At 51.1% G+C, this 16,879-nt stretch carries 16 protein-coding genes and 1 pseudogene; 15 read left to right on the top strand and 2 right to left on the bottom strand.

Annotated features, from left to right (window positions below; translation table 11 throughout):
• The first annotated feature begins 66 nt into the window (after nucleotides 1-66).
• The 12 genes and pseudogenes from ccoN to M3P05_RS21250 all read left to right on the top strand — a co-directional run.
• Entirely contained in the window at nucleotides 67-1,488 is a 1,422-nt protein-coding gene (ccoN, locus tag M3P05_RS13880; RefSeq protein ID WP_249700344.1) for a cytochrome-c oxidase, cbb3-type subunit I, read from the top strand.
• A gap of 12 nt (nucleotides 1,489-1,500) precedes the next feature.
• Nucleotides 1,501-2,112 (top strand): cytochrome-c oxidase, cbb3-type subunit II, encoded by a 612-nt coding sequence (gene ccoO, locus M3P05_RS13875; protein WP_249700343.1) that lies wholly within the window; start codon nucleotides 1,501-1,503, stop codon nucleotides 2,110-2,112.
• A 9-nt stretch (nucleotides 2,113-2,121) separates the two neighbouring features.
• The gene (locus M3P05_RS13870) at nucleotides 2,122-2,364 is read left to right on the top strand and encodes a cbb3-type cytochrome oxidase subunit 3 (protein WP_249700342.1); all 243 of its coding nucleotides are present in this window, start codon (nucleotides 2,122-2,124) and stop codon (nucleotides 2,362-2,364) included.
• Nucleotides 2,357-3,259, top strand: coding sequence for a cytochrome-c oxidase, cbb3-type subunit III (ccoP, locus tag M3P05_RS13865; RefSeq protein WP_249700340.1), 903 nt, complete (start codon nucleotides 2,357-2,359; stop codon nucleotides 3,257-3,259). Before M3P05_RS13870 ends, ccoP begins: the two co-directional genes overlap by 8 nt.
• 255 nt (nucleotides 3,260-3,514) lie before the next feature.
• Nucleotides 3,515-4,969 (top strand): cytochrome c oxidase accessory protein CcoG, encoded by a 1,455-nt coding sequence (ccoG, locus tag M3P05_RS13860; RefSeq protein WP_249700339.1) that lies wholly within the window; start codon nucleotides 3,515-3,517, stop codon nucleotides 4,967-4,969.
• On the top strand, nucleotides 4,966-5,544 hold the full coding sequence (locus M3P05_RS13855) for a FixH family protein (RefSeq protein ID WP_249700337.1): 579 nt from the start codon (nucleotides 4,966-4,968) through the stop codon (nucleotides 5,542-5,544). Before ccoG ends, M3P05_RS13855 begins: the two co-directional genes overlap by 4 nt.
• Nucleotides 5,537-8,044 (top strand): heavy metal translocating P-type ATPase, encoded by a 2,508-nt coding sequence (locus tag M3P05_RS13850; protein ID WP_249700336.1) that lies wholly within the window; start codon nucleotides 5,537-5,539, stop codon nucleotides 8,042-8,044. Before M3P05_RS13855 ends, M3P05_RS13850 begins: the two co-directional genes overlap by 8 nt.
• Nucleotides 8,044-8,250 carry a cbb3-type cytochrome oxidase assembly protein CcoS gene (gene ccoS, locus M3P05_RS13845; RefSeq protein ID WP_249700335.1) on the top strand — a complete coding sequence of 69 codons (207 nt, stop codon included), beginning with the start codon at nucleotides 8,044-8,046 and terminating at the stop codon, nucleotides 8,248-8,250. The genes M3P05_RS13850 and ccoS overlap by 1 nt, the downstream gene beginning before the upstream one ends.
• Nucleotides 8,251-8,254: 4 nt before the next feature.
• Entirely contained in the window at nucleotides 8,255-9,052 is a 798-nt protein-coding gene (locus tag M3P05_RS13840; protein WP_249700333.1) for a sulfite exporter TauE/SafE family protein, read from the top strand.
• A gap of 42 nt (nucleotides 9,053-9,094) precedes the next feature.
• Nucleotides 9,095-9,406, top strand: a complete 312-nt coding sequence (locus tag M3P05_RS13835; RefSeq protein WP_249700332.1) for a hypothetical protein — start codon at nucleotides 9,095-9,097, stop codon at nucleotides 9,404-9,406.
• Nucleotides 9,407-9,537: 131 nt separating this feature from the next.
• Nucleotides 9,538-9,792 (top strand): hypothetical protein, encoded by a 255-nt coding sequence (locus M3P05_RS13830; protein ID WP_249700331.1) that lies wholly within the window; start codon nucleotides 9,538-9,540, stop codon nucleotides 9,790-9,792.
• Between the two features lie 56 nt (nucleotides 9,793-9,848).
• Nucleotides 9,849-10,004, top strand: a pseudogene (locus tag M3P05_RS21250) (GNAT family N-acetyltransferase); the annotation flags it as partial.
• A gap of 142 nt (nucleotides 10,005-10,146) precedes the next feature.
• Here M3P05_RS21250 and M3P05_RS13825 read toward each other — a convergent pair.
• Nucleotides 10,147-10,299 (bottom strand): hypothetical protein, encoded by a 153-nt coding sequence (locus M3P05_RS13825; RefSeq protein ID WP_249700330.1) that lies wholly within the window; start codon nucleotides 10,297-10,299, stop codon nucleotides 10,147-10,149.
• Nucleotides 10,300-10,808: 509 nt separating this feature from the next.
• Here M3P05_RS13825 and M3P05_RS13820 point away from each other — a divergent pair.
• The 3 genes from M3P05_RS13820 (at nucleotide 10,809) to hemN (ending at nucleotide 14,847) form a co-directional block, all read left to right on the top strand.
• On the top strand, nucleotides 10,809-11,237 hold the full coding sequence (locus tag M3P05_RS13820) for a GNAT family N-acetyltransferase (RefSeq protein WP_249700329.1): 429 nt from the start codon (nucleotides 10,809-10,811) through the stop codon (nucleotides 11,235-11,237).
• Nucleotides 11,238-11,523: 286 nt separating this feature from the next.
• Nucleotides 11,524-13,077 (top strand): long-chain-fatty-acid--CoA ligase, encoded by a 1,554-nt coding sequence (locus M3P05_RS13815; RefSeq protein ID WP_249700328.1) that lies wholly within the window; start codon nucleotides 11,524-11,526, stop codon nucleotides 13,075-13,077.
• A gap of 390 nt (nucleotides 13,078-13,467) precedes the next feature.
• Nucleotides 13,468-14,847, top strand: coding sequence for an oxygen-independent coproporphyrinogen III oxidase (hemN, locus tag M3P05_RS13810; protein ID WP_249700327.1), 1,380 nt, complete (start codon nucleotides 13,468-13,470; stop codon nucleotides 14,845-14,847).
• A gap of 72 nt (nucleotides 14,848-14,919) precedes the next feature.
• Here the strand turns inward: hemN and M3P05_RS13805 are convergent.
• Nucleotides 14,920-16,879: autotransporter domain-containing protein (locus M3P05_RS13805; protein WP_249700325.1), on the bottom strand; the 1,960-nt coding region annotated here is incomplete at its 5' end.

The raw sequence follows: 16,879 nt of genomic DNA, 5'->3' as shown, positions 1-16,879 counted from the left end.
TGCATTCTTTCGATCTTTACATACTTCTCTCGGTTTGTACGTATAACCGCAATCTTGGATCGCGATATGAGCAACGCAACGGACACACATTACAATTACAAAGTGGTTCGCCAGTTTGCCGTGATGACGGTGATTTGGGGCATTGTCGGAATGGTAGTAGGGCTCTTGATCGCCGCCCAGCTGGTCTTTCCCGAACTGAATTTTGAACCTTACCTGACCTTTGGCCGCCTAAGGCCGCTGCATACCAACGCCGTCATCTTTGCCTTTGGTGGCTGTGCGCTGTTTGCAACATCCTATTATGTAGTGCAAAGGACGTGCCAGGCCAGGCTGTTCTCTGACGCTCTTGCAGCGTTTACATTCTGGGGCTGGAACCTGATCATCGTTCTGGCAGCGATTACCCTGCCTCTTGGTATCACGTCTTCCAAAGAATACGCAGAACTGGAGTGGCCCATCGACATTCTGATCACTGTCGTCTGGGTGGTTTACGCGATTGTCTTCTTTGGCACCATAATGAAGCGTAAGACCAAACATATATATGTAGCCAACTGGTTCTATGGTGCATTCATCGTCACCATCGCCGTGCTGCACCTGGTAAACAATGCTGAAATCCCGGTCACTGCATTCAAATCCTACTCCGCCTATGCCGGTGCCATGGATGCCATGATCCAGTGGTGGTATGGCCATAATGCAGTAGGCTTCTTCCTGACTGCCGGTTTCCTGGGAATGATGTACTACTTCGTACCGAAGCAGGCCGAGCGTCCGGTTTACTCCTACCGCCTGTCTATCGTGCACTTCTGGGCTCTGATCGCGATTTACATCTGGGCCGGCCCTCACCATCTGCACTACACCGCACTGCCTGACTGGGCACAGAGCCTGGGTATGATTATGTCCCTGATCCTGCTGGCACCATCCTGGGGCGGCATGATCAACGGTGTGATGACTCTCTCCGGTGCATGGCACAAACTGCGTACTGACCCGATCCTGCGATTCCTGGTCGTCTCCCTGTCCTTCTACGGTATGTCTACCTTTGAAGGCCCAATGATGTCTATCAAGACAGTGAACGCTCTCTCTCACTATACCGACTGGACTATCGGCCACGTACATTCCGGCGCACTGGGTTGGGTTGCCATGGTTTCTATCGGTGCCCTGTACCACCTGATTCCACGTCTGTGGGGCAAGACAGAAATGTACAGCATTCCGCTGATCAACACGCACTTCTGGCTGTCCACCATCGGTACCGTGCTCTACATCGTTGCCCTGTGGGTTAACGGCATTACCCAGGGTCTGATGTGGCAGGCCACCAACGTCGACGGCACACTGCAGTACAGCTTTATTGAATCCGTACAGGCCAGTAGCTATGGCTACATCGTCCGCATGATCGGCGGTGGCATCTTCGTCATCGGTATGTTTGTCATGCTTTACAACGTCTGGCAGACCATCAGAGAAGCCAAGCCTGACGAAGCCACAGCTGCAGCGAAGATGGCGTAAGGGGAAAAGGACATGTTCAATCACGAAACAGTAGAAAAAAATATAGGCTTGATGATTGTCCTGATCGTCCTTGGCATCAGCTTCGGGGGTCTGGTCGAAATTGTTCCGCTCTTTAATATCAAGCAGACCACTGAGCCGGTTGAAGGTCTGAAACCTTATACCGCGCTGCAGCTGGAAGGCCGTGACGTTTACATCAAAGAAGGCTGTGTCGGCTGTCATTCACAGATGATCCGCCCCCTACGCGCTGAAGTGGAACGCTATGGTCATTACTCCGTGGCTGGTGAGTCTGTGTATGACTACCCCTTCCTGTGGGGCTCCAAGCGCACCGGCCCTGACCTGGCCCGTGTTGGCCAGCGTTACTCCGACGAGTGGCACCGCGCTCACCTGTATAACCCACGGGATGTGGTTCCGGCCTCCATTATGCCGGCCTATCCACACCTGATGGATAACGTTATTGACGAGAGCATCACTCCGAAGAAGATGGAAGCCCTGAGTGTTCTGGGTGTTCCCTACACTGCCGAAGATATCGCCAGTGCCTCAGAGGACGTTCGCGGCAAGACCGAAATGGATGCCCTGATTGCGTACCTGCAGGGTCTCGGCACTGCGTTAACGCAGAAGCGCTAGGGGAAAGATATGGAATTTGATATCAACACCCTGCGCGGCCTGGCCACAGTCTTCTGCATGATCGCGTTCTTCGCCGTGGTCATGTGGGCCTACAGTGACCGCAAGCGTGCTGACTTTGACGAAGCTGCAAACCTGCCGTTTGCAGATGACCAGATATCCGGTACGGCTACAGCCAGACCAAGCGGCCCTGAGCGCGGTTTGAGCAGCCCTGAGCTAGGAACGAATAACAAGAAGGAGTCACCACATGTCTAGTTTTTGGAGTGGCTGGGTTCTGATACTGACACTGGCCTGCCTGGGACTGGTGATCTTTATCCTGTTTGCGACCTGGAAGATTCAGCGTAAGAACACCACTGAAGAAACGGTTGGCCATGAGTTTGATGGCATTGTTGAATACGATAACCCCATGCCCATGTGGTGGATCGGGCTGTTCCTGGCCACGCTGATTTTTGGTGGGATCTACTTTGTACTCTACCCTGGCATCTTCCCCGGCAAGTTTGACGGTATTCTGGGATGGACGTCTATCGGCGAGCTTGAAGGTGATCAGGCCAAGCATAAGGAACAGTTCCAGCCCCTGTTCAGCAAGTATGCCAATATGAGCATCGAAGAGCTGCAGAGTGAGCCACAGGCTCTCAATATGGGTAAGCGGATCTTCCTGAATAACTGCGCCCTGTGCCATGGCAGTGATGCCGGCGGTACCTTTGGCTTCCCAAGCCTGACTGATGATGACTGGGTTTGGGGTGGCTCGGCTGACGAGATCGAAACAACTGTTCTTGACGGCCGTACCGGCCAGATGCCTGCCTGGGGGCCGGTTCTGGGTGAAAAAGGCGTTCGTAATGTCTCCCTGTATGCCCGCAGCCTGAGTGGTATCGACACCGGTGCAACATCCAAGGAGCTGCAGGCAGGCAAGACCGCTTACGATACAACCTGTGCCGTCTGCCACGGTGCTGATGGCAAGGGTAACAAACTGTTCGGTGCCCCAAATCTGACCGACGATGTCTGGCTCTTTGGCAGCAGCCAGGCCCAGGTTGAATACACCGTGCGTAAGGGTCGTAACGGCGTTATGCCTCCCTGGAAGGATGTACTGGGCAAGGACAAGGTTCACCTTGTTACCGGCTATGTTTACAGCCTGACAAAAGACAAGAAGTAACGACTACGATTTCGTGTAGTTAGTGTAAAAGACCTACCCCCTGGTTCTGCTTCACAGTAGCCAGGGGGTCGTAATATATCGATAACGGGTTATGTGGTATCAACCCTGGGCTATGGCAACAGAAGCCGGCCGATACCCCGCCCCATGTTGTCGCCAAGGTGGCGGGAGTATTTCCCACCGCAGGTAAGTATCCGGCTCTATTCACACACATATCACCGGGTACTCATGGCAAGACCATAGCGAGGATCGCAACCTGTGAGCAATCCACACACACAGCCTGAAAACAAGCCTCAGGGCAGCCAGCCCCAAGGGAATGAACCGGATATCATCGAAACCGTCAGTCTATATAAACGACGGGAAAAGATTTATACCCGGGCCTTTGCCGGCTTTTACCGCAATCTTCGTCTTTATGGCGGCAGCCTGCTGTTTCTGCTGTTCTTCGGTACCGTCTGGCTGCAGTGGGGTGACCGCCAGGCCGTACTCTGGGATATTCCCACCCGCCATTTCTATATCTTTGGGGAAACCTTTCTGCCCCAGGACTTTATCCTTCTCTCCGCCATGCTGATGATTGCCGCTTTCGGGCTGTTCTTTATCACGGTACTGGCCGGGCGGATATGGTGTGGTTACGCCTGCCCGCAGAGTGTGTTTACCTGGGTGTTTATGTGGGCTGAGAAAGTCACCGAAGGCGACCGTAACAAACGGATGCGTCTGGACAAGAATCCCATGAGCGCAGAGAAGTTCCTGCGCAAACTCGCCAAACATCTTTTATGGCTGGCTATTGCCCTGGCTACAGCCATTACCTTTGTCGGTTATTTCACCCCGATCCGGGAGCTGATAACAGACCTGATTGCTTTTGATGCTTCACCCTGGGCAAGTTTCTGGGTTGGTTTCTTTACCCTTGCAACCTATGGCAATGCCGGCTGGCTGCGGGAACAGGTCTGCATTTATATGTGCCCGTACGCCCGCTTCCAAAGCGTTATGTACGACAAGGACACGCTGACCGTTCATTATGATGATAAACGCGGTGAAAGCCGTGGCCCCCGTAAGCGCAGTGTTGATCCGAAAGAGGTCGGACTGGGTGACTGCATAGACTGCAAACTTTGTGTACATGTCTGCCCTACCGGTATTGATATTCGTGATGGCCTACAGTATGAATGCATCAGCTGCGGTGCCTGTGCCGATGCCTGTGATGGCATTATGGACAAGATGGGTTACGACAAGGGCCTGATCCGCTATACCAGTGAAAGCGAAGTGGAAGGGAACAAACCCCACCTGCTGCGCCCACGTCTGATTGGTTATTTCACGGTTCTGTGCGTCATTATCAGCGCCTTCACCTATGCCCTGACTCATCGTTCCTCTCTTGAACTTGAAGTGCTGCGCGACAGGCAGGCGCTCTATACCCTGAACAGTTCTGGGAATATCGAGAATATCTACACCTTGAAGCTGGTGAACAAAACCCAGAAAGCTGTCTCACTGAACGTGACTGTTGAGGGCTTGCCTAATGCCATTCTGGCAGGCCGCACTGCCATTGATGTTCCTGCCGGGGAAGGTGCCAGCCTGCCATTGCGTCTCTCTGTGGCTCCTGAACATCTGACCGGTGCCACCAACACCGATATTGAATTTTCCATTGTTACTGTACCGCTGGATGGGTCTGATCCGGTGAGTGCCAGTGCAGAAAGCCGCTTCCTGTCTCCGAGGTCTGCTCCATGACACGCTCCTCCAACCAAACAGCGTCTCATCATTCAATGAACGACGATGACCGCTTTACCCACTGGTACCAGGAGCCCTGGGCCTGGTACATCGTGGGCGTTCTCGTTGTTACTTTCTGCTGGGGTGCGATCCAGGTAACTACAGCCATTAAGCATGCGGATGAAGTGGTGGTTGATGATTACTACAAGGTGGGTAAAGCAATCAACCAGGATCTGACCCGTGATAAAACCGCCAGGGAACTGGATATCAGTGCCGAGATTGCCTTCAAGAGCGACTCAGGCAAGGTTTATGCCAATCTTCAGGGCGCCGTAAAAGATTGGCCCCAGCAGCTGCGGCTGAAGCTGCTGCCTGCGGCTCCTGCGGCTGAGAAGCAGACTGTTGCCCTGATTCAGTCCCCTGCCATTGCAGAACAATATACAGGTCAGCCTGCCGCTCTTCCTACTGGCCGCTATTTCGTTCAGCTGGAAACACTGGATGTTATGGTGCCTGAGGAAGGGTACCAGGGAGGCTGGCGCCTGAACCGCGAAGTCAACTTCGCACCCGATGAAGCTGTAGAAATAAGAGCCTATGAGTGAGCGATGCTATCACTGTCATCTGCCAATAACTGGAGAGCCAAAGTTTTTTGCAGAGATTGAGGGGGTTCAACAACCCATGTGCTGCCCCGGCTGCCAGGCTGTTGCCACAGCTATCGCCGCCAGCGGCCTCGACAACTACTACCAGTATCGAACGCAACCCGCCCAGCAGGCCGAAGATAACCTTCAATTAACCGCTGAAGGCTCCGTACTTTTAGCTGAATACCAGCTCTATGACCGCGATGACCTTCAGTCCAGCTTTACCCGCACACTGTCTGATAATAACCGTGAAACCAAACTGCTGATCGAGGGTATCACCTGTTCCGCCTGTGTCTGGCTGCTGGAACACCACCTCTCCCAGCTTGAAGGCGTTGAGTCAGTGAGTGTTAACCTCACCCAGCATACCGCCACCCTGACCTGGAACCCTGAGGAAACCAAAATCAGTGAGCTGATGGCTGCCGTGCTGTTCGTCGGTTATAAAGCTCACCCCTGGCGGCAGGAGAAACAGACCGCCCTTCTTGAGCAGGAGAACCGCCGTTTTATACGTCAGCTTGCCGTAGCCGGAATCGGCGCCATGCAGGTCATGATGTACGCCATCGCCCTCTATGCCGGTGGCATGCAGGATATGGAGGTGGAGTACCGGGACTTTATCCGCTGGATCAGTGCCCTGATTGCGACACCTGTTGTTTTCTATGCTGCCCGGCCCTTCTTCAGTGCAGCCTGGCGCGATCTCAAGAATCTGCATCCGGGCATGGATGTTCCGGTTTCTCTGGCCATTGGTGGCGCTTATGTTGCCAGTATCTGGGGAACGATTGTCGGTTCGGCAGATGTGTACTTTGACTCGGTCAGTATGTTTACTTTCTTCCTGCTGACCGGCCGTTACCTGGAGATGCGAGCGCGCCATAAAACCAGCCACTCATCACGCAGCCTGCACCAGTTACTCCCGGAAAGCTGCTTCAAGGTAAAAGATGACGGCTCCTGTGAACGTGTTCCTCCGGCCGATCTTCAGCCTGGAGATAAGATTCGGGTACTGCCGGGTGACAGCATTCCTGCCGACGGTTCGATAATACACGGCACCAGCAGCATAAATGAATCAGCCCTGACTGGTGAGCACTTACCTGTGGTGCGCCGCCCCGGTGATACTGTGACGGCGGGGACAATCAATACTGAAAACGCACTGGATATTCGTGTGACCCAGGTTGGTCAGTCGACCCGTTTGTCTGCCATTGCCCGCCTGCTGGAACAGGCCCAGAGCGACAAACCCGCTATTGCCCGTATGGCTGACCGGATTGCCAGTTACTTTGTTTCTGCTGTGTTGATTTTCGCAGTGGCTATTTACGTCTTCTGGTATCAGACCAAACCGGACGACGCTTTCTGGATTGTTCTGTCTGTGCTGGTTGCCACCTGCCCCTGTGCACTTTCCCTTGCCACACCTACTGCGCTGACGGTAGTGACTGGTTACTTGCAGTCGAAAGGTTTCTTGATCAGCCACGGTCATGTACTGGAAGGCCTGCCGCAGGTGACGCATGTTATTTTTGATAAGACCGGCACCCTGACCCGTGGTGAGCTGAACATCCGCGAGATGAAAATTATCAACGCCGAAATGGATAAACAGGCGCTGCTGGATATTGCTGCGGCACTGGAATCCCATTCCGAGCACCCGATCGCCAAGGCTTTTCCCTCCTCCACTCTGGAAGTAAAAGATGTACGCAACATCACCGCCCAGGGGCTGGAAGGTAAGATTGGTGACAACATCTGGCGTATAGGCAAACCGTCCTTCGCCAGCCCCAACACCACCGCCACACTACCGGATATTGATACCACCTGGCTGATGTTGAGCTGCAATCAGCAACCCCAGGCCTGGTTCGGCATGGACGACACCATTCGTCCGGAAGCTGCGGGTGTTATCAGCAAACTGCAAAAGCGTGGCTTGAAGGTTGATCTACTGAGTGGTGACAACCTTGGCGTGGTCAACAGGGTTGCCGGCGAGCTGAATATTGATTCCAGCCGGGGCATGGCCTCTCCTGACGACAAGCTTGATTATGTGCGTCAGCTTCAGGAAACCGGAGCCCGTGTACTGATGGTGGGGGATGGTATTAATGATATCCCTGTTCTGGCAGGAGCAGATATCTCCGTTGCCATGAATACAGCTTCCGATCTGGCCTGTACACATGCAGATGCCTTGCTGATGGCCGGTGATTTGAACCGGCTGCTGGATGCTTTTGACAAGGCAGTACAGACCAACCGGATTATTCATGAGAATACTGTCTGGGCCATCTGTTATAACCTGCTGGCTTTGCCGCTGGCCGCTATGGGTCTGCTGGCACCGTGGATGGCTGCGATTGGCATGTCGGCCAGCTCACTGGTTGTGGTGGGTAATGCACTGAGGCTCTCTAATACTAAACGTGAAAATGGTAAGCGTGTCATCACTTCCACAACAGAGGTTGAAAAGCCAACAAATTCCATAGGCACGGATGGTGCTGTAGAGAAAGGAACCGGTTAATGAGCAGTTTGTATATCCTGATTCCTTTAGCTGTGCTTTTTATTGTTATTGCCGTGGGGATATTTTTCTGGGCCGTCGATAATGGACAGTTCGACGACCTTGAGGGCCCTGCCCACAGCATTCTTTTTGAAGAACCCTCGAAAAAAAACAAGGACGATAACACTAAACAGGAACATAACTCCGAAAACACCAGGCATAAGGAATAAAGCCATGACCGAATTAAGCCTGACAGCAGCTTTTTTGCTGGGATTACTGGGGGCCGGACACTGCGTTGGCATGTGTGGTGGCATTATGGCAGCACTGAGCCTGCACCGACCAGATGAGAACAGATGGTCACTGCATAACCTTTCCATAATTTTTGGCTACAACCTTGGCCGGATCACCAGCTATGCCATTATCGGCCTGTTGATGGGTTTACTGGGCTGGTTTATTGGTGGCTTTAGCCGGGAAACCAGTATCGCTTTAAGAATCTTTGCCGGCATTATGCTGATTGCCATGGGGCTTTATATTGGTGGATGGTGGATGGGTCTGACCAGACTGGAAAAAATGGGCCATGGTATCTGGAGCAAGATTCAACCCAAAGCTTCCAGCATGCTGCCTATCCATAACCCCGGCAAAGCTATTATGGCCGGACTGATCTGGGGCTGGCTGCCCTGCGGCCTGGTGTATAGCACGCTGGTCTGGGCTGCTGCCAGTTCTGATGCGCTGCAATCTGCAACGCTGATGTTCGCCTTTGGTGTGGGCACAGTGCCCATTATGTTTGCCACCGGCCTGCTGGCCCAACAGATGCAGGCTTTGTTCCAAAGCAAAGTATTCCGTTCCGGCGCCGCGATTCTGGTGATTCTTTTCGGTATCTGGACGATCCCCGGGCCACACCAGATGTGGGTGATGAAAACCTTTGATTTTGGTGGCTCTCACCAGATGCAGCATGGCAATAGCAAGACGAACCATGATGCTGGCACCATGCAGCATCAGAATGATCAAATGCCCATGCAACATAGCAATTAAGCTACGGCCAACAGTGACCCAGATAACAAAAACAATACATAAATGAAGTATCGCCCGGGGTATCCGAACCACTTCGCCAGTCTGGAATCAGCCAGAGAGTGGGTGCATGGGTTCGTCAACTGGTACAACCTGGAGCATAAGCACAGTGGTATCAAGTTTCAGACGCCACGGGACAGGCATACAGGGCAAGACCAGAAGAAGGTTATGAGACGTGAAGATGTTTATCGTAAAGCGAAAGAGCAACACCCTGAGCGATGGGGAAGCCGTGACACCAGAAACTGGCAGTTGCCAGCGGAGGGCTGGCTTAACCCTGAGCGGTCAGATAATCAGCAGCATTGTGATTTAGCTGCGTAAGTTGAGGCGACATCTTCCTTGAAAGTCGCCGAGATTGAGGGAGAGTCTGTCGTCTACGCCTTTAGAAATGGTCAGTACGCCAATGTCTACCATATGGCCCGCATAAAAGATCTGTAAATCTAACAAATAAAATGATCAGAACCGCAACAATAGAAGACAGTGCCAGTATTTCTGCGCTGTCTATCCAGGTATGGCTTGAAACCTATGTCTACAGTGGTATTCGTGACAGTATCGCACGCTACGTGCTGTCAACATGTACAGAACAGAAGACTGCCGAAATTATTCGTGCAGAGAACTATCACTACCTGTTGTATATCCGGGATGAACACCTGCTTGGTTATGCCCTGTTAAATACAACAGCCCCTTGTGCTGGATTAATAGAATAAGTGCAATCAATGGTGTAAAGCTGGATAAGCTGTATGTATAGAACAGGTTTACCGGACAGGGAATTGGTGCGGAACTGACAGAAGCCTGCATTAATTACTGCAAAGAGAAACAACACAGGGATTTATGGCTGCTTGTTTATCATGAAAACACTCGGACTCGGGGGGTTTACCAGAAACATCACTTTAAAGAAGTGGGTATTAACATGGTTTGAGTTTGAAGGTGAGCGTCACAAAAACTTTATTCTCAACAAAAGCATTTTGTGACATGTTCTTTATCTTTGTAGAGAAGCTCTCTTTTCAAAAGTGCACTCCTGTTGAAAGCAGCGGGTATGACACCCGCTGCTGACAGAAGGGTCACTTCTTCCCTTTCTGACGATTATGGCCCTGGTGCTGCCCTTGCCCCTGGTTGGGGTTAAACTGGGATCCTTTCTGTTGATCCTGCGTTTGACCGGAACTGCTTTTATTTGCGTTACTGATATTTGATGCCTGATTTGACTTCTTGGACATTGGGTACCTCCATCACATCAGAACTTGCACGACAACGTGCATGGGTAACTGTAGTAGAAGGATCTAAAGGTGTATGGGAAAATTTCAAAAATGAGTTATTAGAACCTGTTTACAGATTAAGGAATGTGTCAGCAATTAAAACCAAAAGCTATCTTTTTCATGGTAATCCTGACACTCCGAATACGTAACTGTACGGCTTTATCCTGCTAGCGGGTTAAAGATCAAAATTTGAAGAAGGGTCTGAGATAATCTTCACCCAGTCGGTCACAGGAACATATGTTTGCTTAGGTTATTTCCTCTATGAAAGCACTTATCAAGGTAGTGTTTTTACCCGATGCCAACCCGGAAACAAAAACTCTGGCATCAGATTTGTTCTCTTTATACCATTGAAGGCAGCGATCATCTTTATACAGACTTCGGCCTGTATGCTGACCTGATTCAGAAAATAGTACGCCCTCTTTCCTGACCAAATACATATCGCAATAAACAGAATCCAAAAGGAATTACCAATGCAGTTTGACTTCACCCTCTCACCGGATGAGAAAGACGTTGATGCACTCTATGACGGCCTGAAAGCCTTCAACGATCAGTTCTGCCCGGATCTTAAAGAACAAAAACCAGCCTGGTTCGTCAGGGATAATAATGAAGAAATTATTGCCGGGCTTTATGGCATGCAATACTCCAACACCCTGTTTATCAAGTACCTCTGGGTCTCTGAGGCGCATCGCCATCAGCATCTAGGTAGTCAGTTGATGAATCAAGTAGAGGCCAAGGCAAAGGAGATAGGAGTCACGGATCTGTTCCTGGATACTTACTCATTCCAGGCACCCAGGTTCTATGAAAACCTGGGCTTTGAAAATGTTGGCATGTATACCGGTTTTCCCCAAAAAGGTGTAAACCGGATCTTCTATCAGAAATCATTACAGGCTCAGGCTTAAAAACTATGACTGAGTTCCTTCGAGCCCTCCTCAGTACACAGGGACTCAGCATCAAAGCCGGTCATCGACAAGGAGGACTCAATTACTTTGATGCGCCTCGAAAGAAGATGGACAAATAAAAATAAACATAAAACTTCAAAACCAGGTAGTCATTTGATTCAAACGACACATTAAAAGTTGTTTCTTGTGTCCTTCTTTTTTAGGATTCACCCTGGCTTTAAAAACAAATATAAAAAAGCCATATTCAAAGCTTGATAAAAATAACAAAAGACAGCGGAGATGTTCCATGCGCCTGACCAAGGCAATTACCCGCAACGCCCAGACTCAGCCCAATAATATCTCGACCCAGAACGGTAAGCGCCGGCGTACGTTCCGCGAGACCCGCGACCGTATCGCCCGTTATGCTACCGGATTAATTGGGCTGGGAGTGAAGCCTGGGGAAAGAGTGGCCGTTCTAGCTCTAAACTCGGATTACTACTACGAAACATTCTTTGCCGTTCCCTGGATGGGTGCTGTGCTTGTTCCTCTCAATATTCGCTGGAATGTGAAAGAAAATATCTATGCTCTTGAAGATTCAGGCAGCCATTTCCTGGCAGTGGATGATGCTTTCCTGGCTTCAGCAAAGGATATTGCCAGTCAGAGCAGCCATGAGGTCACGCTGATCTACATTGGCGAAAATGAAACTCCCGAAGGGACTATCGGGATCAATGAGCTGACAGCACCACTGGTGCCACCTGCTGATGAGTACGAAGCAGATGATGATACTCTCGCTGGCATTTTCTATACCGGTGGAACAACAGGCTTCCCCAAGGGCGTAATGATTTCTCATAAGGCCATCTGGACCAGCAGTATTACCGCATCAATGTCTCTGGAAATTCAACAGACGTCCCGTTATCTGCACGCTGCTCCGATGTTCCATATGGCTGATATTGCTATATCCATGGCTTCAACCATGACGGGTGCCAGCCATGTGTTTATTCCGGCATTTAGCCCAGAGGGTGTGGTTAAAGCCGTTGAAGCCAACAACATTACGGTCACCCTGCTGGTACCAACCATGATCTCCATGATGCTGGCCGATCCTGCTCTTGATAATGGTGATCTCAGCTCCCTGAAGAAGATTGTCTACGGCGCCTCTCCAATTACCGAAGCCACACTGCGACTGGCTATGGAAAAAATGGGCCATGTCGACTTCTTCCAGGCCTATGGTCAAAGTGAAATGGCTCCGCTGATATCCATTATGAGACCGGAAGACCATGACCCGGATGGTGATAATCCTCACCGTCTGCGCTCTGCAGGGCAGGCTGTTATCTGTGCTGATATCAAAATTGCCGACGAGGACGGGAACACTCTGGCAACGGGCCAGATTGGCGAGATTGTTGCCCGCGGCCCTAATAAGATGCTTGGCTACTGGAACAAACCCGAAGAAACAGCCAAGGCCCTAAAAGATGGCTGGGTTTATACCGGTGACGCCGGTTATCTGGATGATGACGGCTATCTCTACCTGGTAGACCGGGTAAAAGATATGATTATTACCGGTGGTGAGAATGTTTTCTCGGTTGAAGTCGAGAATGCAGTCGCCCGCCATGATGCCGTTCATGAAGTAGTTGTGATTGGTGTGCCCTGTGAACAGTGGGGTGAAAAAGTTCACGCTATTGTACGACTGATGCCAGATGCCCAGATTGATGAAGACGAACTGATCGAACACTGTCGTGACTGGATTGCAGGTTACAAATGTCCACGCAGTGTCGAGTTCCAGGAAGATCCGTTCCCAACTACCGGGGCCGGTAAGATCCGCAAAGTTGATATCCGTGAGAAATACTGGGAAACAGAAGAAGCCTGATCAGGTTTTTGCTTCGGTTTTGGTTCTGGTTTTCCCCTTTCGATTCATCCGGCAATGCCGGATGAATCCCTTACCCGAAACTTCACACGCACAACAAGAAAATATACCCCTTTGTGTATATTGTGGTGCCCCTGGCTTTCATGCAAAATGCTCTGAGGAAGCAAGCTCACCTCAATAAGTGATTTTTTTCCTCCTGTTTTCTTATGCCTGTCCTATCTTATGGGTTGCCGGGCGGATTTCACACATCCTGTTTTGTCAGCACTCCGTTGATACACATCAAGTGCCGCTACATCTTTTTTTAGTAGACTGTCAATTAGTATTTTGTGCAATTAGCGCATTTTTTAGTCAGATAATAAGAAGATCGCTTTAGGTAAACTTCAGGGCCGAACCATGAATAACTCACTCATCTGGGATACCAGTCTGATTCGACGTTACGATCAGCCCGGCCCACGCTACACGTCGTACCCGACAGCCGTGCAGTTTACAGGTGATTTTGACCAAAGCCTGTATAACAAGGCAGTCGCCAGCAGAGATCCATCAAAACCCCTGTCGCTGTATTTTCATATTCCGTTCTGCGACACGGTCTGCTACTACTGCGGCTGCAACAAGATCGTTACCAAACATCGCAGCAAGGCTGAGCCTTACCTGGAACTGCTGATTCAGGAAATGGCCATGCAGTCTGAACTTTTTGGCCGCCACGCCCCTGTTCAGCAACTCCATCTGGGCGGTGGCACACCTACATTTCTTAACGATGACCAGATGAAGCAGCTGATGCACGCTGCCGAGAAATATTTCCGTCTGGTTCATGATGATGATTCTGATTACTCCATCGAGATTGACCCTCGCGAAGCTGACTGGAGCACCATGGGCGCACTGCGCGAACTGGGCTTCAACAGAATCAGCCTTGGCGTGCAGGACTTTGATGTTCGCGTACAGACAGCAGTCAATCGCATTCAGCCAATCTCACTGACCGAAGACCTGATTGATGCCTCCCGGGCTTTAAACTTCAAGTCTATCAACCTCGACCTGATCTACGGCCTGCCATTCCAGTCTGTCAGCAGCTTTATGAACACTGTTGAGAAGGTAATCCAGCTTCATCCCGACCGTCTCTCCGTTTTTAACTATGCACACCTGCCGCATCGCTTCAAACCCCAGCGTCGCATCAACAGTAACGACCTGCCATCACCAGCGGAAAAACTGCGCATGATGGAAGAGACAACAGCCCGACTGCTGGATGCCGGCTATGTTTACATCGGTATGGACCACTTTGCCCTGCCGGATGATGATCTGGCCATGGCTCAGGAAGAAGGCGTTCTGCACCGTAACTTCCAGGGTTATACCACTCATGGTCACTGTGATCTGATCGCCATGGGCGTATCCTCCATCAGCCAGGTGGGCAATGTCTTTGCCCAGAACTTCCCTGATATGGATAACTACACCCAGCGCATTAATAACGGTCAGCTGCCGACCTACCGTGGCCTGCAAAGCACCGATGAAGATATGATGCGCTCCCATGTTATCCGTCGCCTGATCTGTGACTTCAAGCTGGATTTCCACTCTTTGGAAAATGATCTGGATATCAACTTCCTCGACACTTTCCGCCCGGAACTGGAACAGCTGAAAGTTATGCAGGAAGATGGCCTGCTGGAACTGGATGAGCAGTCTCTTAAGGTTCTGCCACGGGGACGTCTGCTGATCCGCAATATTTGCATGGTGTTTGACCAGTATCTGAAAGCCCAGACTGAGCAGCGTTTCTCCCGGGTCATTTAACCGGTATCAGCAAGGCATAAAAAAACGGAAGCCCTAAAGCTTCCGTTTTTTTCACGCTTCGTTCAGAGCGTATTACTTGAACTTGTACTCGAATGTTGCTGAAGCGCCGTAGCTGCGAGAGTGCTTGCCACTGGTGCTTTCCAGATCAAACGAGATCTTCTTGTCTTGGCCCAGCTTCTGGCTCATTCCCAGGCTGACCCAGTTGAGACGACGATCCGTCTTCTCCTGGTTCTGGGTCACACTCTGAGTACCATCCGCATGTGTCATGTTGACCTTGTGAGATGCGAAGTGGTTATGCTGAATACCAGCACCACCGTGGAACTCAAGATCACCGTTAGAGCCCGGAGCGACATAGCTCATCATCAGGCCATAGCGATCGATACGGTCATGACGGCTTCCACCTTTCACCTTCACCCGTGTCTTATCCTGATTCTTCAGGTTCAGACCGGAGATACGGCTGTCGATGTACAGGAACTCAGCCATTGGTGTCACTGTCAGCCCCGGTACAAAGTTGTCAAGGTGGATATCATAGCCAGTGCCGATCCAGCCAGCCCAGTCTGTAATACCATTCTCACCCTTATACTTCTCACCAGAGATCTTGTCGTGACCCTTGGCAGAAACCTGGCTGTGTCCAACAGTCAGCGCAGCATCAATGTGGAAGTTGCCGCGCTTCCAGGACATGAATGGCCCCAGGCGAACAGTATCAATATCCACGCTGCCACCAGACTTCTTGAAGGAAGCATGGTTATGCTGACCACTCAACATCAGGCCGGCCAGAAGTTCTGTATCAACCACATGGAAGACACCGGCTTCAAAACCGAAGCCCTTACCCTTGTAACCGGGCAGACCGTTGCTCAGATCGACATTAGAGCGGCTGCCATTGGCACGCATATAACTGTAGATTCCGCCAACATGGAGGTTCATACCGCCATTCACTGAGCGCTTAACCTCGTCCATATCTTCCCTGGCGATAGCTGCGCCACGAGCCTTGCTGCCATTGCGGAAGCCACTGATCATCTGATGATGGCCGGAGAACAGCTGCATGGTTGCATTGTTGCGAATCTCGACAGGTGTTGCCACCATAGCCGCAACCATCTCGCGATCGAACTCTGGCTCAGGCTTTGAAGCTATCAGAGCTTCAGACTGCGCCTTACGGTTTCTGGAACCTTCAGAGTTCTTATGACCACTACCGGTTTCAGGGTTTTCAGACTCAGATTCGGATTCAACCTCCTCTTCATTTTCATTCTCAGTTTTACCATTGCCTTTTCTATTCCAGGCATTCCGCTGAGAGGAATCGCTGTTTTTACCATTCTTGGAGGTATGGTGCCCTGGAGGGGTATCGCCATCCTCTGAGCCGCTCTCTTCTGCATCCACTTGCTGGTTGCGCGCAACCGGCTTCTCTGTTGGGTAGGTTTCGTCGAGCTGATACTTTTTCTTAACCGCCTCGCGCTCGGCATCATTTGTCGCCTGGGCAAACTCTTTAGCAAACTGCATGCTGCCTGACTCTGGAGTCGCTTCGGTAGCAGCAGACTGACTCTGCTGAGAGTTAGTTGCACCGTCAGCATTATTCTTTCGTCTACCAAACCCTCTCGCCTCAGAGCTACTCTTTCGTCCTTCACCCGATGCGAAGTGCCCAGCAGATGGAGTAACAACCGAATCCTTTACTGGGTAGGTTTTATCAAGCTGATACTTATGCTTAACCGCTTCACGCTCGTCATCGGTCTTCGCCAGGGCAAACTCCTGGGCGAACTTCTGACTGTCAGCCTCCGGTGTTGCCTGGATAGCATCTGTTGACGTGTCTGTCTTAACAGTGTCCTGCGTAGTCACAGTCTCAACTTTATTAGACGCTACGACTGGCTTCTTGGCTGGGTAAGTTTTATCGAGCTGGTACCTGCGCTTAATCGCTTCACGCTCGTCATCGGTCTTCGCCTGGACAAACTCCTGGGCGAACTTCTGGCTATCAGCCTCCGGTGTTGTCTGGATAGCATCTGTTGACGTGTCTGTCTTAACAGTGTCCTGCGTGGTCACAGTC

The organism is Parendozoicomonas callyspongiae (assembly GCF_023502345.1).
Classification (GTDB): Bacteria; Pseudomonadota; Gammaproteobacteria; order Pseudomonadales; family Endozoicomonadaceae; genus Sansalvadorimonas; species Sansalvadorimonas callyspongiae.
The sequence above is the reverse complement of the archived record's forward strand: the minus strand, read 5'-3'. Positions and strand labels throughout refer to the sequence as shown.